Raw genomic sequence first — 20140 nt, forward strand, 5'->3', positions numbered from 1 at the left:
GCCCCATGCCTGTGCCCCTGCCTGTCCGATACTTCGCGGGGTGTGGTCCTTTTGGGACCGCCATCGTGAGCGACTCAAACTGCGCCTCGCTACGATGATCAGGGTCGCGGAGGCGGCGGGTTCGGGCCGAGCTCGTCGAGGGGACTCGGCCCCGGGTTCTGCTCTGGCGGTGGTGCGCAAAGCTCGGGGGTGGGCTGGGCGGTGCACACGAGCTTCCACGGCCGTCGAAGCGCTGGGCGGAGCGCCTTCGGAACGAGCACCTTGTCGACGAGCCGGTCCTGCCCGCACACGTCGATGCTGCCCACGATCGCGACATGCGAATCATCCACGGCTTCGACCGACTTGCCCGCCATCACGTGCGTGAAGACGCGTTCGCCGTTGGACTGGAGCATGCAGGGCGTGAAGAGCCGGTCCAATCGTTGCCACACCTTGAGCGGCGCCTGTCGGCTGTATCCACCGCCTCTGCCCAGCGCAAGCCGGATCCATCCTTCTCGGTGCTGGTCGACGGTCACAGCCCCAGCGCCATGAGGATCCGAGCATCCAGCTATCGACATCGGCTGTGCGTAGCTATCGAGCGTCGGCGGCCCACCGGGGAAGAGCGGCCACTCCATCACGTTCACACAGAATGGCCACTCGGTGCCGATCGCGGGCACGTCGTCATCCGCCGGCGGCAGGACGCCGAACGCTTCTAGGTGCTTCCCCAGAATCTCGGGCGGTGGGCGCCACGACGGAACCGTTGCCGGCGGCGGCGCGGCGTCCACTTTCGCCACCACGACGTTCTGCGCCTCGAGCCCCAGCTTGTAGAGGCCCGGCCAATCCACTTCGCGGACGATGAGGTTGCCCTTCAGCCCGGCTGCCGTCTGCGGACACACGCCTGGCCAGTGCTCTCCCCAGAGCAGCGACCCGGTCACGGAGAGCGCGGGGAACCGGACATCCTTTCCAATCCAGTCGCAGGGATCGCCCGACGTGGCCCCAAACGCCGAGTACCTGGCGTGAAGGAACGATGAGCGGATCGTCATCCCGCCCGTGCCGTCCTTCTTCACGCTCACGACGACGCCAGCGTTGGTCTCGTTCTCGACGACGCAGTCCTCCATCACCGCGCCCTTCGTGTTCGTGATCATCACCGACGTTCCATCTTTCGATCCCACCCAGACGTGGCGGAACGTCACGTTCGACGAGGCATCGACCCAGACAGTGCTCGCGGGGAACAGCTCTCCTTCATCGCCCCGAACGTCGCGCGTGATGAAGAGGTTCTCGAAGTGGATGTCGCTGGAGTTCGAGACGAAGACCACCGGGTTCGGGCGGCAGCCCGGGCACGCGATGGCGGACTGGCTCAGCAGGAACGCGGGTCCGTCCTTCCCCACCAGCCGGAGCCCTTTCCGGTTCACGATCGAGATGGGCAGTCCGTAGACACCGTGAGGTAGCTCGATCGTGCTCTTGTCCGGAGCGGCATCGATGACGGCCTGGAGTGTCGCGTAAGTCTTGCCGCGAAAAGGAATGCTGCCGACGTAAGGCCAGTCAGGAACCCCCTGCCCCGGCAGGCCGATCTCCCACGGCCGAGCAGGCGTCCCCGCGTCCGGTGCAGCGGCCACGATCAGCGCGATGAGGGCGAGCGGCAGCATTCACCCTGGAGACTACCTTGAAGGTGCCCCGGTCAGATAGATGAGCACAGCACCAGCCCTGGTACAGACTTCCGGTAGCTGGGTTGTCACGGAGTCTTCATGGGGCCGGAGGTAGGGGGACGCTTCCGCCCGGGAGGCATGACGGGCATGTAGCAGGTGCCCTTGAACATCTGGCCGCCGAACTCTTGGCACTTCTCGGGCTCCTCGGTGGTTCCCCACCAGCAACCTCCGTTGAGGGCAACCGGCCCCTTGAGCGGGCACCGCCCCTTCGCGTCGGGCCGCATCTGATCTGGCACCAACTCAGGCAGGGTGTCCTCGCCCAGGCCTTCCTCCAGGGAGACTATGGGGGCCTTCTCGACAGCCATGGACGTTGTGGCATCCCCAAGCCCGGAGGTCCCCGCATCCGCCGAGTCCTCTCGTGAAGACTCAGCCCGCGCGACGGCGTGCTCCGGCGCGGGCTTGGGCTCCGGCGCTGGCTTGTCGGGAAGGGCCCAGTACATTCCGATGATCAAGGCCAGTGCCACCGCGACCAGAGCCCGTCTCCGCCCTTCGCGCCGAGGGGGTGCTTGCGTCTCGGAGGAAGTCGAGGCGACTGTGGAACTGCTGGGCCGAGCGGGCCTGAAGGTGGACTCCAACTCCTGCGCCAGTTGCGCCGCCGTGCCGCGCTGTTCCGGTTGCACCGAGAGCAGGCGCAGCGTGAGCGCGCGCAGCGCGGGATCCACATGGGGGCTCCTCATCAGCGCGCGAGGCAGCAGCACACCCCCTGCGTGCAAGGTGCCCTGCTCGTCGCGATTGGGCGCCTCCAACTCGGGGTACTCGCCGGTCAGCAGCCGGCACGCGGTGACGCCCAAGGCATAGAGGTCATCCGCGGCGGAGGGGCGGTAGACCTCCGTGGCGCTGCCGTAGAATCGCACCTCAAAGAACCAGGACTGGGGAGAGCGGTAGAGCGGCGTGCCTGGAAACTCCATGGCGGAGGTGAGGGCGGCTGCTCCGGGATACGTGCCCGTACCGAAATCCATGAGCATGGCTCGGCTGTCCGCGCGGCTCACCAGGACATTGTCCCCCTTCAGGTCCCGATGAACGATGCCCTGCTCATGCACCACCGCCAGCGCTTGCGCCAACTGCATCAGCCAGCGCCGCACATGAAAGGGCTCGGAAGGGTGGAGCCGCACCTGCTCATATAAGGGCACCCCATCCACCCACTGCATGATCAGAAATGGATGGCGGGTGCCGGCAGGAGAGTGCCAGGAGCCGTGCTCCAGCAGGCGAGGAATGCTGGGGTGGTGACAGCGCGAGAGCAGCTCCGCTTCCCGGGCGAAGCGAGGGTCCGCGGGACGCAGTGCCAGCTTGAGCGCCACGGGCAAGGCGTGCTCGTCGTGCGCGGGAACTGCACGGTACACGGCGCCGAAGGTGCCGCAGCCGGTCCGAGCCACCACGCGCCAGCCGCCCACCACCGTATGAAGTGGAAGCATGGCGGGGTGGAGGGGTGGCAGGAGAACCGTGCTGGCCATGGCGTACCTGGGCAAGGAGGAGAGACCAAAGCAGTCTCCCTGGCTCAGCCTACCTCACGCGTAGGGGGGCGTCAGCGCAGACATGAAGAGCCCCTTCCTGGGGTGCTCGAGGGTTCCTCGCGGGGCCTCTTCGTCACGGCCTGCTCAGGCCTTGCAGCTCTGGACAACCGTCGCGGCACTCCGGGTGGAGGTAGGCCGGACGGGGGGCGGTAAAGCTGCCCGTATCAATCATGCGGAGAATCACCATGCGCGTGGAGCCCGCGGCGATGGGCTTGCGGCAGACCACGCAACTGGAGCGGCCTGTCTTGGCCACCTCGCTGTAGGGGTACTTCCCCGTCTGGGGGAGCACCCCCGTGGGGGGACTCTGCGGGCGGGGGCTCCGGGAGGCCCTGGCACCGCGAGGGCCTGTCTTGGGCGCCTTGCTGGCGAAGCGTGTCCCGGCGGCAGCCGTCTCGAAGGCCAGGAGGATCTCGCTCAGCAGCACCGGGTGGAGCGAGCCGAAGGTGACGCCCTCCTGGAAGGAGAACCTCCCCTGGTAGCCGCGCCGGCCCACCTGGATGCACTTCAACGAGCCGTCACCCTGCTGCTTGGCCTCGACTCATCTGTTTGTGCCCCTCGAGGGAGCCCAGCCGCTCGAGCGCCTTCGCAAGCCCCTTCAGCGTTCGTGTCGTCAAGCTCGAGGCTCCTTGTTGCCGCTCCTTTTTCATGGCTCGTATGGCCCCCGCTAGGGCCGCAGGGGGATGATCGCCTCACTGCTGCGCGTGCCATCGGTGGCTACCACCTTCACGCGGTGGTCCTTGGCCTTGGGATCGATCGTCACGTCGAACGTGTTCGTCTCCAGCTCGAAGGCCTGCGTCATGAAGTGCTGGCCGCCGTCGGAGGAGTAGAGGATCGAGTACAGCAGCTTGCGGCCCTGATCGGCCTCGGCCCTCCACGTGACGCGGACCCGGCCGTTCTCCACCTTCGCGCGCTCTCCCTGCACGGGGGTGAGGAGCTGCAGTGTGGGGGGCTTCGCGCTCAGCTGCTTGCGGTCCAGTACGCCGCCCGGCCCCACCAGCTCCACCACCGCTGGCTCCGGCAGCGCGGGCACTCGGAACACCATCGAGACGATCGAGCGCGGCGTCTTCGTCTCGATGTCATTCCAGCGCGGTGACAGCGGATAGTGGCCCAGCTCGGCACCCTTCGCGTCTCGGAGGATGAGGGCATACGCGCCGCCCTTGCCCGGCGCCACGTCCGCGCTCCCCATCAGCTCGTACATCGGCTTGAGCTCTGCCTTCACCTTGCCTCCCTCCTTCGTCAGGAAGGCTCGCACCAGGAGCACCGGGGGATCCGGCGGCGCTCCCGTGAGCTGCTGCAGGAGATGGGCGTAGGTGCACTGGGCGATCCAGATCTTGGCGATGGACACGGAGGGGCCCATCACCGGCACCATGCCGGCCTTGCGCTCGCGAGCGGCCGGGACGCCGCCTTGCGTGATGCGCTCGCCGTTGGCGATGAGGTCTTCCTTGTTGTGGTAGTTGCGCCCGCATTCCTTCACCATCTCGTCGTCGGCCCAGCCCTCGGGCAGGGTGTGCACCAGCTCGTGGGCCACGGTGTCCCACGACTCGTAGGAGGGAATGAGCATCACCTTCCAGGACAGGGTCCGGGCCTGGCCGCGCTTGCCGCTCGCATCCCGCGGGGTGGCCGTCACGCTCGAGTCGACCGTCATCCCCGCGGCGCCCTCGCCGAAGATGGACTTGAAGTCCGGCCCGCTCATCACCGCCACCACCCGGCCCGCACCATCCAGGAAGGCGGAGGAGGCCAGCGAGTCGTTGAGCGCGGCCACCGTCGCGTCGATCCGGCGGGCCTCGAACCACTTCGAGCCGATCTCCTTGTCGATGAAGTTGCGGATGACCTTCTGCTCGGTCGGCAGACCTCCGGGCCGGAGCGGAAAGAGGTCGGGGGTGTACAGCGCCGTGTCGCTGACGATCCCCGCCGTGAGACTTCGGAGGCTGCCCTCGGCGGACTCATCCTTCGGGGGGCTGAGCATGACCGGCACGAAGTGGACAACCGGCCCCTGCGTGGAGACGACCTCGGTGACGACGGACATTCTCAACCCGGTGGGGGCGCCTGTCTCTCGGATCAGCTCGGCGGCGAGCTGGTGCGAGGTGGCGAGCTCGAACTTGAAGGGCTGGTCGGGCGGGAGGCCCTCGCGCACGGGGAGCTTGACCTCCCACGGCGAGTACTGAGGCGCGGGCGCGCCCTCCAGCGGCACCTGGGCCACGGTCGGGCTGGTGTAGAGCGTCGTGGAACTGGCCGCGTTCTGCATCGTGAACTTCATCTTCACCGGCACGGAGGCCGTGCAGTTGGTCAACCCCTTGAGGACGACGAGGTCCCGGCTGTCTACGATGACTTGCTGCCCACCCAGGCGATAGTGGTGCACTCCGAAGAGCAACGTGTCCTTGGCTTTCACCATGGGAAGCTCGGCGTCGTAGATGACGTCGGTGCCCGGCCTGCGGGTGAGCTGCTTGTGGGGCCGGTCCTCGAAGCTGGGATCGTCCTCCCAGACATCCTGAGTCGGGGAGAACCAGCCATCCGTGACGTAGGTGAGGCAGGGCCGGAAGCTGGTTCCATAGGGAGTGTTGCCTGGAGTGGTGGGATGCGGCTCCTCGGGTGGAGGCGTCGACGCGATGGGGGGCGCCGGCTGCTGCTCGCGGGTCTGTGGGGTAAGCGTCCAGCCCCACGGCTCCAGCCAGGTACCCGAGAAGGCAACATAGAGGCCGGTGGAGATGTCCGTGAAGCCATCGGGGAAGAAGCCGAGCCGGGTGCGCGCGCCGCCCTCCACGCCGATGGCGAAGCCGGGGGTGAGGAAGCGCTTGAGGCCCACTCCCAGCGTCAAGGAGGCCGTCGGCGTGAGGTAGCCGCCCGAGCCGGAGGCGGTCCCCAGCAAGAAGCCGCCGCCCAGCCCCGCCTCGCCGCAGATGCGGTTCTCGCCACGGCTGTAGGGGCACGTGCCCGCCTCGGCATCGAGTGACACGGAGGTCACCCCCGAGAAGCCGTTGAAGGGAGCGATGGCGGTGGCAAAGCCCAGGCGCAGGTCGGCGAAGTACGGGGGGCGGAGCAAGCCGACGCGGAGGCTCGGGGTGAACGCATTGGCGGTGGGGAAGGCGACGCTCGGCTTCCAGCCGAAGGTGATGGCGTTGGCGCCCAGCACGGGCTCGATGAACGGCGTCGCAGCCCGAGGTGCCGAGCCGACAGGTGCACTCGGAGCCGAGGCCGTTCCTGTCCCAGGTGTCAGCGCTGTTCCCGTCGAGGGTGTCTGGGTGGGGCCCGGCGCTCCCTCCGGGCATGGGCACAGCCGCGTCCCCGGCGCTGGGGCCGGGGCTGGCGGAGTCTGGGCGAACGCGATCAAGGGCAGCAGCAGCGCCACCGCGGCAGTTCGTCTCACGGCATCGAGCATGGTCCCCTCCAGATGCGCCGCCGGAGGCCTCCCAGACGCCGCGCTCCGGAGCATCGCATGGTTGGCCGGTGCGCGGAGGACGTAGGTGGCACACCGCTCACGGCCAGCGTGCAGGTGCTAGCGCCGCCCTATATCGTGGCGGAAGCAGAGACCATCGTGATGAGCCTCTACTTAGAAGGTGAACGACGAGGCGACACGCGCGCTGATGGAGATCTACTACCACCACCTGTTGGCAGGGCAGGGCCGCGCCACGGCTCTACGCGAGGCGATGCGTGAGTTGCGGCAGACTCAGCCTCACCCTCACTCCTGGGCGCCTTTCATCGTCATGGGCCGGGATACGCCCCTGCGCTTGCTCGCGCCCAGTTCCCAGGAGGCGCGTGCCCCGGACGGGCTCAGCTCCCGCTGGCCCGAGCCAGGGGCTGGTGGTCCGCCAGCGGGTGCGGCAGGCCGCTGAAGCGCTCCATCTCCGCGCTCTCCATGGCCGACACATGGCCGCGGATGCGCTCCCACTCCGAGTCGGGAATCCGCGCGAACGCCGCCGCGAGCGCCGGATCGAACTGCGTGCCCGAGCAGCGCGCGATTTCATCCCGGGCCACCGGCAGCGGCCGGCCCTTGCGGTAGGGCCGGTCCGAGGTGATGGCATCCAGCGTGTCCACGATGGCGAAGATGCGCGCGCCGATGACGATGTTCTCTCCGGCCAGGCACGCCGGGTAGCCCTTGCCGTCCCAGCGCTCCTGGTGCTGCAGGACGATCAGCGAGGCCTGGTGCAGGTACGGCATCTTCGCCAGCATCCGGTAGCCGAACTCCGGGTGCTTTCGCATCTCCACCCACTCCTCGGGCGTCAGCGGCCCGGGCTTGAGCAGGATCGAATCCTTCACGCCGATCTTCCCGATGTCGTGCAGCAGCGCGCCCTGCTCGACGATGTCCAGCGCCGCGTCCTGCAGGCCGATCTCCTCGGCCAGCCGCCGCGCGTACAGGGCCACGCGCCGCGAGTGCCACTGCGTCTCCGTGTCGCGGTAGTCCAGCGCGCTGATCAGCCCGTCCAGAAGCCCCGTGGTGCGCTCCACCACCAGCCGCTCGAGATCCCGGTTGATGGCCATCAGCTCTTCGTTCTTGGTCGCCACCTCGCGCGTGAGCCGCTCGTTGGCCTCCACCAGCCGGTAGTGCTCGAACGCCTGCCGCACGCTGCTGGTGAGATCCGCCAGGGACCAGGGCTTGCCCAGCAGCCGGAACACCGCGCCGCGGTTCACCGCCTCGGAGGCCGTGCGGAAGTCCGCCGCCGCCGTCAGCATCAGCCGCACCGCGCGCGGGTTCTTCTCTCGCAGCGCCGCCAGCAGATCGATGCCGTTGAGGAACGGCATCATGAAGTCCGTCAGCACCACCTGGAACCCTTCCTCGCGCGCCGCCTGGAGGGGATCATTGTGCGTGATGACCTCGTAGCCCTCGGATTGGAGGATGCGCGAGAGCGCGGCGAGGATGCGCACGTCGTCATCCACCACGAGGATGCGGTCCATGAGGGCGAGGTCTCCGGGCAACGAAACGAGGCGAGGCTTTCGTTATACACGCCTTCCCTCCAGTGCAGACAGGGGGGGGCTCCCGGGCCCCCTGGACCTCGGTCCAGGCTTCCAAACCCGGGAAACTGCTGGCAAATACGCGGATCCGCCCGCTCGGCACGGCCACGTGATGCTTGCCTGTCCGCTACGGGGTGGTTTATGGTGCGCGGCGGCACTGTGAACGAGTCTAACCCCTTGAATTCTGGAGATTTCTCCGATGGCTAGAGCCCCCGCAGGGCCGGTCCCGGTGGTGGTCATGGGGCTTGGGTTCATCGGGCAGGAGATCGCTCGGGCCGCGCTGGCCTCCGCCGAGGTGGAGCTCATTGGCGCGGTGGACACCAGTCCGCAGCTGCTGGGCCGCCCGCTCTCGGAGGTGCTTGGACAGCCGACGCCGAAGGTGAAGGTGGCCGACTCGCTGGAGCGCGCGATGGGCCGCCGCAAGAGCGCGGTGCTGCTGCACGCCACGGGCTCGCGCCTGCCGCAGGTGATGGATCAGCTGCTGGAGGCGATCAAGCTGGGCGTGCCGGTGGTGTCCACCTGCGAGGAGCTGGCGTTCCCCTTCCTCAAGCATCCGGAGCTGGCCGAGAAGCTGGACAAGGCCGCGCAGAAGGCGGGCGTGGCGGTGCTGGGCACCGGCGTCAACCCGGGCTTCGTGATGGACCGGCTGGTGGCCACGGCGGGGCAGGCGTGCGGCGCGGTGAGGCGCGTGTCCGTCACCCGCGTGGTGGACGCGCGCACCCGGCGCGAGGCCCTGCAGCGCAAGGTGGGCGCGGGGCTGACGGAGGACGAGTTCTTCGCCCTGGTGGACAAGGATCAGCTGGGCCACGTGGGGCTGGTGGAGTCCGCGGCGCTGTGCGCGCTGGGGCTCGGCCTGGACTGTGATGACTATGAGGAGGAGATCGCCCCCGTGCTCGCCGAGGAGGACATCACCGGCGGCGCTTTCCCCGTGCGCCAGGGGCGCGTGGCGGGCATCTTCCAGTCTGTCGTGGGTTTGGAAGACGAGCAGGAACGGGTCCGGCTGGAGTTGACCATCGCGGTGGGGGCGGATGACCCCAAGGACCGCATCGAGATCGACGCGGACCCGAAGATTGTCGTGGAGATCCCGGGGGGAGTGGCGGGTGACCGGGCCACCGCGAATACGCTGGTGAATGCCGCGCCACGCTTGACGGCCGCCGAGGCCGGGTTGCTGACCGTGCTCGAGCTTCCGGCCGGTCGCTGAATTAAGGGAGGGGAAATGCTGGACAAGAACGCGATTGGCCGCTCCTCGCCGCCGACGCTCAACGAGGTGGAGAAGGGCTCCATCCGCCGCTTCGCCGAGGCCATTGGGGACTACAACCCCATCTACTACGACGAGGAGTACGCCCGGGCTTCCGGCTACCCCACCATCGTCGCGCCCCCCACGTTCCCCGCCTCGTTCCATTCGGCGGCGGATCTGCGCGAGCTGCTCGGGGTGGGGATCAAGAGCCTGCTGCACGCCGAGCAGGGCTTCGAGTACGAGCGCCCCATCTTCGCCGGGGACCGCATCTACGTGGCCACCAAGGTGTCGGATGTGCTCGAGCGCACCGGGCCCGCGGGGAAGATGGATGTGGCCGTCATCGAGGACGAGGGGCGTGACGAGGAGGGCAACCTGGTGTTCCGGGCCCGCCGCACCCTGATCGTCCGCGCAGCGAAGGAGAACGCCTGATGCCCGCGCGCAAGCTGTACTTCGAGTCCATCCGGGTGGGAGATGAGCTCCCGGCACTGGCCAAGGCGCCGGTGGATCGCGTCCAGCTGTCCCGCTACGCGGGCGCCAGCGGGGACTACAACCCGGTGCACGTGGACGAGGTCTACGCCAAGAGCGTGGGCATGCCCTCCGTGTACGCCCCCGGCATGCTGATCATGGGCATGCTCGGCCAGCTCATCAGCGACTGGGCCCGTGGCGGCCAGCTCCGGCGCTATGGCGTGCGCTTCATCAAGATGGTGTGGCCGGGCGACACCGTGGTCTGCAAGGGCCGCGTGAGCGACAGGCACGGCTCGGGTGGCCGCTACTTCGTCGAGATCGATCTCTGGGCGGAGAACCAGCGCGGCGAGCTGCTGATGAAGGGCCAGTCCGTCATCCAGCTCTTCTACTCGCTGGAGGACGAGAACCGGCAGCGCTCCGGGCAGGCCCCCATCGTCATCGAGGTGCCGCGCGAGAGCATCCTCGCTCCCCAGGCGGGCGGGCAGGCCGAGGGCGCCGAGCCCGAGGAGACGGGCACCAAGAAGGCCCCCACCGGCGCCAAGAAGTCCGCCAAGACGGCCTCCGAGGGCCCGCCGACGCCGGCTCCCGTCGCGGCGGCCAAGAAGCCCAAGAAATAGCGCCTGGAAGCCGGGGGCACGCTTGTGCCCCTGTCCCGCACGGTTCCGGACATGCCGGCGGGAGTCGTGTGCCTATCGCACGACGCACAGCGTCAGTTCGGGTTGACTCTCGAATCAATCGACGTAAGACTTTCCCTGTCTCAATGGGTGCCGCTGACCATTCGTGTGGCCAGGCAGCGAGCCCCTCATGACGGGAGAGGCCATGTCCGCCGGAATCAATCACTACAAGACAGACCTTCGGGAGATCTTCTTCACCCTGTTCGAGCAGTTCGGGCTCGGGCAGGTGGCGGGCCAGGCGCCCTACGAGGCCTGGGGGCCCGATGAGGCCAAGGCCGTCCTTCAGGAGACGTACCGCTTCTCGAAGGAAGTGCTCGGGCCCTTGAACACCACGGGCGATCGCGAGGGCTGCCGGGTGGAGAACGGCACCGTCCTCACGCCCAAGGGCTTCAAGGACGCGTGGAAGCTGCTCTGGGAGCAGGGCTTCAAGACGGTGGGCGTGCCGGTGGACCATGGCGGCCAGGGCTCGCCGATGATGCTGCAGGTGGCGGTGGAGGAGCTGCTCTGCGGCGCCAACGCGGCCTTCAACATGTACCCGGGGCTGACCTTCGGCGCGGCGGAGCTGATCGCCGAGTGCGGCACCCAGGACCAGAAGAAGAAGTACGTGGAGAAGCTGCTCAACGGCACCTGGGGCGGGACGATGTGCCTCACCGAGCCGCACGCCGGCTCGGACGTGGGCTCGGCGAAGACGCGCGCGCGCCGCAACCCGGATGGCACCTACAACCTCCGCGGCACGAAGATCTTCATCTCCGCGGGCGATCATGATCTCGCCGAGAACATCATCCACCTGGTGCTGGCCCGCGTGGAGGGCGCCGCGCCGGGCACCAAGGGCCTGTCGCTGTTCATCGTCCCCAAGCGGCGCGTGGGCGCCGACGGAGGCTCCGGCGAGTCCAACGACGTGAGCCTGGGCTCCATCGAGCACAAGATGGGCATCAACGGCTCGGCCACCTGTGTCCTGAACTTCGGCGAGAACGACAAGTGTCTGGGCGAGCTGGTGGGCGGGGTGGAGCACATCGGCATGAGCCAGATGTTCCGGATGATGAACGGGGCGCGCATCGCCGTGGGCATCCAGAGCGTGGGCCTGGCCTCGGCGGCCTATTACAACGCGCTGGAGTACGCCAAGGAGCGCAAGCAGGGCGGCCACTTCACCAAGTTCAAGGATCCCACCGCGCCGCGCGTGCCCATCATCGAGCACCCGGACGTGCGCCGGATGCTGCTGGAGATGAAGGCCCACGTGGAGGGCATGCGCGCGCTGATCGTCAAGCTGGCGATGCACACGGACAAGGCCTCGCTGCTGGCGGGCAAGGACGATGATCGGGCGGCCTACCACCGCGGGCAGGTGGAGGTGCTCACGCCGCTGGTGAAGGCGTACTCGTCCGACCAGGCCTTCCGGCTGACGGCGCAGGCCATCCAGGTCTACGGCGGCGCGGGCTTCATCAAGGACTACCCGGTGGAGCAGTACTGCCGCGACTCGAAGATCTTCTCCATCTACGAGGGCACCAACCACATCCAGGCGATGGACCTGGTGGGCCGCAAGCTGGGCCAGGCCGGCGGCGCGCACTTCCAGCAGTTCATGGAGGACGTGGGCGGCTTCATCGAGGCCCACCGCGAGCACAAGACGTTCGGCGCCGAGGTGAAGCAGCTGGCCGCGGCACAGGAGGGCCTCATGTCCAGCGCCATGGCGCTGCTGGGCTGGTCTCAGGACGCGAGCAAGGTGTCGCTGATCCCGCTGTCGGCCAACCGCTTCCTGCAGATGATGTCCGAGGTGGCGGTGGGCTGGCTGCTGCTGGATGCGGCGGTGCTGGCGGAGCAGTCGGCCGAGAAGCTGTCCGCCACGGATCCGGACCGGGCCTTCTACGACGGCAAGAAGTGGAGCGCGCTCTGGTACGCGCGCAACGTGCTGCCCAACGTGGAGCAGGCCGCGCGGCTCATGGCGCAGGAGGACTCCTCGCCCATGCAGATCCCCGACTCCGCCTTCGCCTCCTCGCTGTAGCCCTCTCTCCGGCTGCCTTCTGGCAAGCCTGGGCAGGGCCCCACGGCCACTCGGGTCTCCACCCGGGTGGCCGTTGTCCTGTGGGGCGCCCGTGCGGCGCTCAGGGCGCGGAGATCGTCGTCTCGATCGTGGGGCACTCCACCGGCATGGCGCGGTGCTGCGCCAGGGCGCGGGGCACCTCGGCCTGCTTCGTGGTCACGTCCAGGATCGGGCCTCGGAAGGCGATGCGGTAGGGGCCCGGCTGCGAGAAGTCGTACGCCAGCGACGCGTCGATCTTCCCCTCTACCGAGCCGCCCGGGGGGACGGTGACGTAGTTGTCCGCCGCCGGCTCGCCGCGCTTGAACATGGGCCCCTGGTAGGGGAGCTCGGTGTCGGTGCCGACGCGCGACACCTCGAGGATGTTGTTCTTCAGGCCCTCGAGCGGCGTGTTCCAGTTCAGCACGTACTGCGGCTGCGCCGTGGAGTTGCTCAGCTTGAACGTCACCTCCACGGGGCGGCCGGCCTTGAGGATCGGGTTCACGCTCAGCGTGCACTGCAGTGGAGTGGCCGGCCTCACAGCCGTGGAGTCCGAGCCCGCCGTGTTCGTTCCCTGCGTGCCTGGGGATGCCATGTCCGCTCCCTCCTTGTGTGCACAGGCGCCGGCGCCGAGCGCCAGGCAGCACAGCGCGATCCAACCCACGTGTCGTCGTGTCATCGAATGAGCCTCCCGTCACCGAGCTCGGGCCTGGAAGGGGCCCTGGAAAAAAAGAAGACGGGAGCGTCGCCGCCCCCGTCTCCGTGACTTCACGTTCTACCGCGCTTCGTCAGTTCTGCGCGGGGTTGTTCTCGGCGAAGTACTCGTGGGTGTCCGCGTTGTCCAACGCCTTGGTGGGGTTGGAGATCGCCAGGCTCTTGGCCGCGCTCTGGCCGTAGGCCCAGTCATCCGTGCTGGCCACCACGTTGAAGTGGCTCATCTCGTGGACCAGGGTGCCGGCCTTCGAGTCCGTGCCCGTGGTGGGCGCGCTCCAGAAGGCGTTGCACACGTAGATCTTGTACGGCTGCGTCGGGTACACGTAGGCGTAGGAGCTGTCCGTGCAGGCGCAGCTGACCACCACCGCCTGGTTGTTGTAGGCGTTCAGGATCGCGTTGTAGTGCGACTTGGCGGTGCTCCAGTTGGTGCTCGTGTACGAGCCGAACCACGTCTTGTAGCGCGCGGTGTTGCCCGGGGTGGTGTTGGTCAGGTAGCTCAGCGCGCCGCTGGCGTACGTCTTCGCGCCGCTGAACGCGGACGAGATCGACGACGTCTGGGTGCTGGTGCAGCCGGTGGTGGACACGCTCTCGGCCGAGACGACGCGCTCACCGGAGGCCTCGGGGATGACGAAGGGGCGGCCCTCGACCCACACGTTCAGGCTGTTGGACGAGAACTGCGCGGCGCCCTGGTGGATCGCCTCGGCGTAGCTGACGGCGTAGCTGCCCGTCTGCCCGAAGTCATAGGCGTCCGACAGGCTCACCGTGCGGGTGATGCTCTCGCCGGCGGCCAAGGTGAGGTAGTCGCTGGCCTGCGGAGCCGCCCACTTGTAGTGACGGCCGAGGTACTGCACGGAGGCGCCATCGCGCGTCACGTTGAAGATGTCCTCCTTGATGCCGTCCACCGGGGTGTTGTGCGTGAGCAGGCGCACCGGGTGGTTGGAGACGTTGGTGAGGGTGACCGTCACCTCCACGTTGTCCTTGGCGGCCATGGAGGAGGTGCCCGTGGACAGCTTGACCGACACCTCACCCGCGGTGGCTTCCGGCGCGCTGGCCTCGAGCGAGTCACCGGGCTGCTCATCCGGCGTACCGCAGGCGCTCAGCAGGGAGAAACCAACGATTCCTCCAACCAACCAACGCAGGTGACGAGGGGTCTTGATCACAGGGAACGTCCTTTCGTGGGGAGTGCGAAACGGAGCTACCCCGAGGCCGCTGCCGTCGGGGTGCGCGCGTTATAGGACATTTTCCTGGTTTTGGGTACTAAAAAGGTTTTACCAGTTTTCGAGAGCTTCAGCTCACGCGCGGCTGGGTGGGAGTGGCCACGGGGTAGCGGCCCGCCCGGCCGAAGGGCTGATCGAACAGGTGCGGGTCGGACTGGCGCGAGCGGAACAGGTCGATGATGTAGTTCATCCGCTGATCGACGCGGCTCCAGTCCTTGGCGGCGGTGCCGTGGAGGCTGTTGGGGCTCTTGTCCAGCTTGGCCAGCAGCGCCTTCAGCTCCGGGTTCTCGATGGTGCGCAGGTCCGGCGGGAAGAGCTCCTTCTCGCGGCCCGGAGGTGGCGGCAGATCGTTGCCCAGCTTGAGCGCGCCACCGGGGACGGCGAGCTTCATCATGTGCTCGGTGGAGAAGTTGCGGAACAGGCCGGACAGCGAGTCCACCAGCGGGTTCACCGCGGCGTCGATCGCGCCCGTGCGCTTGAGCAGCTCGGCGGCCTGCTTCGCGCCGAAGGGCAGCGCCTGGATGCCGGCGTCGATGGACTGGTTGAGGATGTTCTTGAAGGTGTCCTTGATGGGGGTGTTGAGCGCCTTCTCGATGAAGGGCTGGAGCTGCGTCTGCTCGTGCAGGCCGATCTGGTTGTTGGCCAGGAGCATCAGCTCGGCCTTCTTGTTCGCATCCTGCTCGAACATGGCCTTGGCGTAGGTGCCGAAGGCCTCCTTGAGCAGCGGCTTGTCCGCGGGGAACTGCGACAGGTAGCGGTCCACCTTGGCCGCGTCGTAGTGGGTGTCGTCCTTGAAGGTGTCCACGAAGCGGGCGAACTCCGAGCCCACCTCCTTGAAGACGAGCTGGTTGCCGTCCCCGATGGCCTTGCTCACGTTGTTGAGCGCGTCGCTGGCACCGGCGACCATGTCACCGACAGGCAGCGCGGGCAGCCCCAGCTTGCGCAGCACATCATCCACCTTGGACAGCGCCTGTCCCACCGGGCCGGAGGTCTTGATCGCGTCCATGAGGAACTTGGGCAGATCCTCCTGGCGGATGCTGGTGCCGGCCTGCTTCGAGGCCCAGGTGGCGAAGGTGGACCAGTTGGCGTTCTCCTTGCCTAGCATCTGCCCCAGCGCGTCGGACAGATCGTGGTAGCCCTGGGTGATGGCGTAGTTGCGCGCCACCGGATCCTTCATGTTGGCGATGGCGTTGACGTCCGCCACGCTCGGGTAGGTGCCCGGCGCCACGCGCGAGGGCTGGAGCGCCATCGCGGCTCCGCCCAGGGCCTCCGAGCGCGGCGCCTTTCGGCCCGTCGAGTCAAAGAGGGACGCGCTGTCTTCCGGACGGCGCGCCTGCGGCTTGAGCTCGTTGTGGGGCTGCGGCTTCTCGCGCGTGACGTCGGTGCGAGGGGGCGTGGGGCGCGTGTCGGGCCGGCGGGTCTTCATCGTGGTGGAATTATCCACCAATTCAGGAGAAAGTTGCATCTCCCGCATAAACCCCGCCGGACCTCCTGAGAGCGGGTCGAGGGCCGGGCCCCGGAGACTCCCGCGGCAAGAAGCCCGCTGAGTCCAGCTTCCGGAGCCCGGCCTAGGGCGTCAGGCCCGCACTTCGCGCTCGCTCACCTGACGGAGCGTCTCCAGCGCATGGGCTCCGTCCACGTGCTGCGCGATGTCCGAGAGGCTGATGATGCCGACCAGCTTCCCGCTGTCATCGATGCACATGATGCGCGACTTGTGCTTCTGGGCCATGAGCTGCTCGGCCCGCTCGATGTCGTCCTGCGGGCGGCAGGCGACGACCTCGCGGGTCATGATGCTCTCCACGGGGGTGCTGACCGGCTTCTTGCCCGCGAGGACCCGGACGACGATGTCCCGGTCCGTCAACGTCCCGAGCACCTTGCCGGACGTCTCACAGACGGGCAGGAACCCGACGCCCTGGTCTCGCATCCGGATGGCGGCAGCCTCCGCCGTGTCCCGGGGAGACAGACACTCGACACTCTGCTTCATGATCTCTTCGCACCGCATGACGACCTCCTGCTTCGAGAGGGGAGGGCGCAACGTAGGTGCGGGGCGGCGGGAAGCATCCTGTCCCGCCGGGTGACGCGTGTGCCGCTCGCGGACGGCGCCTCCCAGTGGGACGTTTCTGAGATTGCTACCGGCCGCCATCTGTTTCAGGTACGTGAGGAGAGACTGGGACCGGAGGGCCGCTTCCTCCGTCTGGCGACATGGGCTGGATGGAAGGCTGGGGGGTATTCCAGATCGAATCTAGGGTAGGTGAGACTCCAGGCTTGGATGGGACTGGTTGCGCGCCGCCATCCTCAAACCCGAGCGGCAATTCAACCTGGCTTCCAATGAGGCGCCTGAGAATACGGCCATCCGTGCTGATCGCGTACTGCGCGTCCGAATCCAGTGCTGGATAAGAGTGGCCGCAGTGCTCAGGGTTCTCGGAGATATGCACAAAGATGATGTCTCCTTGTCGGAGGACCCGATAGGACTGTGCCTCCTGTTGATCCCGGCAAGGCAGGTTCCTGGTTCCGGGGGGGATGAAGTCACTGGCGGCGATGGAGATCGCTCGGAGCACTACGCCATCAATCTCATACGGTGCACCTTTCGCTCCCACTTCAATGGCCTCTTGGTCAAAGAAGCCGGGAAAGATGATGGAGCTATCCTCCTGTAGAGGGGGTGGGCTCGGGTTCCGGACACAACCTGCGAAGATGATGGCAAGCACAGGAAGAAGGTGTCGCATGGTCAGCCTCAAGTTTTCGAGCACGAGAAGAGTCTACTCTTTTTGGATGATGACTTTGGTTTCACTGATCCAGGTGACCATGCCCAGCTTTTCTCTTTGCCATGTGCCTGCTGTCAGGCTCCATTGGAGCAACTCACGTGTTCCTGGAATGTATTGATAGAATCCATCGCACGTGGGGTGCTCGCCATCTCTCGAATTCGAGAAGAACGCGATGATGGCGATGGGGACGGGACCCGCCTGGGTTTCCACGACCCATTCATGCGCATTCGCCATGTCGACGATGAATCGCAAGTCCCTCATGGAAAGGCGGCTTGCGAAGGGATGATTGTGGAGCGCGAAGATGTACTTGAGGCTGCTTGCTGGATACCGCCGGTCATCAACAAAGGCGGGGAGTTTGCAGCTCTTGCGCTTGGTGACAAGATCGTCTGACTCCGACTGATCCGTCAGCATGCTTAGTTCGTACTGATGGTCTGGAGTGTAATAGAGCCAAGCGCAGTACTCGGTGGAGAGCCGCCAGGCGAGTTCTGGATTCTGCTCCTTGAGATAGCCGACAGTGGCATTCGGCTTCGAGAGAATCAGAGGACAGGCGGCATTCAATGCGTCAGAGAAAGAGTCGTATGGCCCGAAGCCCGGCATCGGGCCTGGGAGACTGCTCAACTCCTCGCCAGGGCCTGGTCGCACGACACCAGGAATGGGCACGGAGGGCGAGCACCCCAGAATCCCCAGGGACGACGCCAGAAGATACCGCCACGCCCGAGTCATTCGTGACATGGGGCGGAATGTACTGACCACCCTGCCCGCATGTCACGGTACTGCAGGCTGAGGACTACTCGCCCTCGCGCACGCCGATGGCGAGCTGGCCCAGGCCGGCCTTCTTGGCCATCTCCATCACGGCGACGACGGTGCCGTGGGGCACGCCCTCGTCAGCCTGGACGATCACAAGTGTGTCCGGGTTGTCCGTCTTGGCCTTGTCGAAGGCGGCCTTCAGCTCGTCCTGGGTGACGACGTTGCCTGCCAGCACGTACCGCCCGTCCGCCAGCACCGCCACCGACAGGTCCGTGGCTCGCGCGGTGACGTCCGTGGCGGCGCCCTTGGGCAGGTTCACCTTGAGGCCCGACTTGGCGCCGCCTCCCGGCCCCTGCTGGACGATCACCGTGCTGGTCACCATGAAGATGATGAGCAGCACGAGGAAGATGTCCGTGAGCGGGGTGATGTTGATCTCGGCGAAGACGCCGTCGGCGCCCTCGTCATCGTCCCGGTTGCCCGGTGTCTTTCCCATCGCCATGGGTGGAACCTCGGCTCAGGCGTGCGAGGCGTCGCTGCGAGCAGCGGCCTCGGGAGCGGGCGCAGCGGGCGCGGGTGGGGCGGGGCGCTCCTTGAGCAGCTCCACGAACTCGTCGCCCATCAGCCGCAGCTCCACGAGCACCCGCGACAGGCGCGCCTGGAAGTAGTTGTAGAAGACCATGGCCTGCACGGCGACGAGGATGCCCACCGCCGTGGCCACCAGCGCCTCGGAGATGCCCGTCATCACCGCCCCGGTGCCGCCCGTGCCGCCCGCCTCCACGTCCAGGCCCAGATCCTTGAAGGACTTCATGATGCCGGCCACCGTGCCGAACAGGCCCACGAAGGGCGCGATCGAGCCGATGGTCGCCAGGATCCACAGGTTGCGCCGCAGCTTGAGGCCCACCTGGGCCCGCTCGCGCTCGACGGTCGCTTCCACGCCGCCCCCGTTGGTCTTCACCCGCTCCATTCGATCGAAGCCGGCCAGGAAGATGTCAGCCGCCGCGGCGTCCGAGCGCTCGGCGGCGGTCCGGGCGGCGGCCAGGTCCCCGCGCAGCAGGTGCTTCTGGACCGTCTCGCCCAGGGTGCGCGAGCGCTCGCCCACCCCCCAGAGGGAGATGAAGCGCTCGATGGCCACCCCCAGCGCCACGACGGAGGCAATCAAGAGGATGGCGAGGGTGACCCCGCCCAGCCGCAGATAATGGAGAATGTCGTTCAGACTCATGGAATGGTGGCGAGGAGGCTCGGCGAGGACCGAGACTTAAGCCATGAACCGCCTGGCCGCAGCAATCTTCCTGGCAGTTGTCTGTTCCGGCTGCCCACACCACATCGAGTTCGGCCCCGAGGGTCCAATTGAGGACGCGGACAAGCTCTTTCAGCTGGTCAACCAGGCGCAGGAGAACCTGGTGACGTTGCAGGGGGACGCCAAGCTGCACGTCAGCTCCCCCCAGGGCAGCGGCACCCTCTCCATGTTCGTGGCCATCTCCCGGCCGGGACTGCTGCACATGGAGACCTTCGACTTCTTCAACCGCCCCGTGGCCGCCCTGGTGTCGGACGGTCAACGCTTCGGGCTGTACCAGGCGGAGGGCCACGTCTTCTACAAAGGACCGGCCAGCCCGGAGAACGTCTCGCGCTTCCTGCCAGTGGTGCTGCCGAGCGAGGAGCTGGTGGCCGTGATGCTCGGGCAGGTGCCGTTCATCCCCGCCGAGCGGAAGACCCTGGAGCTCGATCGGAAGGAGGGCGTCTACGTGCTCAAGCTCTTCCGGGGCTCGGTGACGCAGACGCTCCAGGTCCACCCCAAGTTCTACCGGGTGGTGCGCAGCGAGGTCCGAGGCGTGCCGGGGTATGATCTGGCCTTCGACGACTTCCAGGGGGAGGGCACCCAGGTGTTCCCCAAGGAGGTGAAGCTGATCGCGGAGGTGGCCCAGACGGAGCTGCGGCTGCGCTACAGCGATGTGTCGCTCAACGCCCGGCCGGACCTGACCCTCTTCGAGCTGGCGCCCCCCGAAGGCGCACGGGTAGTAGAGGTGGACTCCCGGGGGCAGGAGGTGCGCCCACAGGCCGCCCCCTCGCCCGCCGGACCGCCCGGCTCCTAGAGGAGACGTTGGAAATGCGGGCGAAACGCAAAACTCGGTCTAAAATGGCGCCCTTACGGGGACAGTTGGGTTTCCCCCCGGATGCG

18 protein-coding genes and 1 pseudogene are annotated in these 20140 nt (G+C 67.2%); 6 read left to right on the top strand and 13 right to left on the bottom strand.

The window, feature by feature from the left end; genetic code table 11:
- Positions 1-98 precede the first annotated feature (98 nt).
- From ACJ8AT_RS37220 to ACJ8AT_RS37235, 4 genes are all read right to left on the bottom strand, one after another.
- Positions 99-1622 (bottom strand): hypothetical protein, encoded by a 1524-nt coding sequence (locus ACJ8AT_RS37220; protein ID WP_407742731.1) that lies wholly within the window; start codon positions 1620-1622, stop codon positions 99-101.
- 86 nt (positions 1623-1708) lie between these two features.
- Positions 1709-3094, bottom strand: coding sequence for a serine/threonine-protein kinase (locus ACJ8AT_RS37225; protein ID WP_407742732.1), 1386 nt, complete (start codon positions 3092-3094; stop codon positions 1709-1711).
- A 172-nt stretch (positions 3095-3266) separates the two neighbouring features.
- On the bottom strand, positions 3267-3701 hold the full coding sequence (locus ACJ8AT_RS37230) for a hypothetical protein (RefSeq protein WP_407742733.1): 435 nt from the start codon (positions 3699-3701) through the stop codon (positions 3267-3269).
- Between the two features lie 156 nt (positions 3702-3857).
- A complete protein-coding gene (locus ACJ8AT_RS37235; protein ID WP_407742734.1) occupies positions 3858-6569 on the bottom strand; it encodes a hypothetical protein in 2712 nt (903 codons plus the stop codon).
- Between the two features lie 205 nt (positions 6570-6774).
- Between ACJ8AT_RS37235 and ACJ8AT_RS37240 the strand changes: the two genes are divergently transcribed.
- The gene (locus ACJ8AT_RS37240; RefSeq protein ID WP_407742816.1) at positions 6775-7023 is read left to right on the top strand and encodes a CHAT domain-containing protein; all 249 of its coding nucleotides are present in this window, start codon (positions 6775-6777) and stop codon (positions 7021-7023) included.
- Here the strand turns inward: ACJ8AT_RS37240 and ACJ8AT_RS37245 are convergent.
- The gene (locus tag ACJ8AT_RS37245) at positions 6962-8083 is read right to left on the bottom strand and encodes an HD domain-containing phosphohydrolase (RefSeq protein ID WP_407742735.1); all 1122 of its coding nucleotides are present in this window, start codon (positions 8081-8083) and stop codon (positions 6962-6964) included. The two genes, ACJ8AT_RS37240 and ACJ8AT_RS37245, sit on opposite strands and share 62 nt — an antisense overlap.
- 256 nt (positions 8084-8339) lie before the next feature.
- Between ACJ8AT_RS37245 and ACJ8AT_RS37250 the strand changes: the two genes are divergently transcribed.
- From ACJ8AT_RS37250 to ACJ8AT_RS37260, 3 genes are read left to right on the top strand one after another with little or no spacing between them, the layout of a single operon-like run.
- Entirely contained in the window at positions 8340-9341 is a 1002-nt protein-coding gene (locus ACJ8AT_RS37250) for a dihydrodipicolinate reductase (RefSeq protein WP_407742736.1), read from the top strand.
- 15 nt (positions 9342-9356) lie between these two features.
- Entirely contained in the window at positions 9357-9806 is a 450-nt protein-coding gene (locus ACJ8AT_RS37255; protein ID WP_407742737.1) for a MaoC family dehydratase N-terminal domain-containing protein, read from the top strand.
- Positions 9806-10459, top strand: coding sequence for a MaoC family dehydratase (locus ACJ8AT_RS37260; protein WP_407742738.1), 654 nt, complete (start codon positions 9806-9808; stop codon positions 10457-10459). Before ACJ8AT_RS37255 ends, ACJ8AT_RS37260 begins: the two co-directional genes overlap by 1 nt.
- Here the strand turns inward: ACJ8AT_RS37260 and ACJ8AT_RS37265 are convergent.
- Positions 10429-10512: pseudogene (locus ACJ8AT_RS37265) on the bottom strand (hypothetical protein); the annotation flags it as partial. The gene ACJ8AT_RS37260 and the pseudogene ACJ8AT_RS37265 overlap by 31 nt on opposite strands.
- Before the next feature lie 149 nt (positions 10513-10661).
- Here ACJ8AT_RS37265 and ACJ8AT_RS37270 point away from each other — a divergent pair.
- Complete coding sequence (locus tag ACJ8AT_RS37270) at positions 10662-12509, top strand: acyl-CoA dehydrogenase (protein ID WP_407742739.1); 1848 nt, start codon at positions 10662-10664, stop codon at positions 12507-12509.
- Positions 12510-12609: 100 nt separating this feature from the next.
- Here ACJ8AT_RS37270 and ACJ8AT_RS37275 read toward each other — a convergent pair whose 3' ends face one another.
- The 7 genes from ACJ8AT_RS37275 to ACJ8AT_RS37305 all read right to left on the bottom strand — a co-directional run bounded on the left by ACJ8AT_RS37275 (position 12610) and on the right by ACJ8AT_RS37305 (position 19183).
- Positions 12610-13119: a protease gene (locus tag ACJ8AT_RS37275; RefSeq protein WP_407742740.1), complete on the bottom strand. Its 510-nt coding sequence runs from the start codon at positions 13117-13119 to the stop codon at positions 12610-12612.
- Positions 13120-13312: 193 nt separating this feature from the next.
- Positions 13313-14398, bottom strand: a complete 1086-nt coding sequence (locus ACJ8AT_RS37280; RefSeq protein WP_407742741.1) for a M35 family metallo-endopeptidase — start codon at positions 14396-14398, stop codon at positions 13313-13315.
- A 127-nt stretch (positions 14399-14525) separates the two neighbouring features.
- Complete coding sequence (locus tag ACJ8AT_RS37285; RefSeq protein WP_407742742.1) at positions 14526-15881, bottom strand: hypothetical protein; 1356 nt, start codon at positions 15879-15881, stop codon at positions 14526-14528.
- Positions 15882-16031: 150 nt separating this feature from the next.
- Positions 16032-16457, bottom strand: coding sequence for a CBS domain-containing protein (locus ACJ8AT_RS37290; protein WP_407742743.1), 426 nt, complete (start codon positions 16455-16457; stop codon positions 16032-16034).
- 754 nt (positions 16458-17211) lie between these two features.
- A complete protein-coding gene (locus ACJ8AT_RS37295) occupies positions 17212-17949 on the bottom strand; it encodes a hypothetical protein (protein ID WP_407742744.1) in 738 nt (245 codons plus the stop codon).
- 55 nt (positions 17950-18004) lie between these two features.
- Positions 18005-18463, bottom strand: coding sequence for an ExbD/TolR family protein (locus tag ACJ8AT_RS37300; RefSeq protein WP_407742745.1), 459 nt, complete (start codon positions 18461-18463; stop codon positions 18005-18007).
- A 15-nt stretch (positions 18464-18478) separates the two neighbouring features.
- The gene (locus tag ACJ8AT_RS37305) at positions 18479-19183 is read right to left on the bottom strand and encodes a MotA/TolQ/ExbB proton channel family protein (protein WP_407742746.1); all 705 of its coding nucleotides are present in this window, start codon (positions 19181-19183) and stop codon (positions 18479-18481) included.
- Positions 19184-19226: 43 nt separating this feature from the next.
- Between ACJ8AT_RS37305 and ACJ8AT_RS37310 the strand changes: the two genes are divergently transcribed.
- Positions 19227-20054 carry a DUF4292 domain-containing protein gene (locus ACJ8AT_RS37310; RefSeq protein ID WP_407742747.1) on the top strand — a complete coding sequence of 276 codons (828 nt, stop codon included), beginning with the start codon at positions 19227-19229 and terminating at the stop codon, positions 20052-20054.
- Positions 20055-20140: the final 86 nt, after the last annotated feature.

It is taken from the genome of Hyalangium sp. (assembly GCF_045802625.1).
Taxonomy (GTDB): domain Bacteria; phylum Myxococcota; class Myxococcia; order Myxococcales; family Myxococcaceae; genus Hyalangium.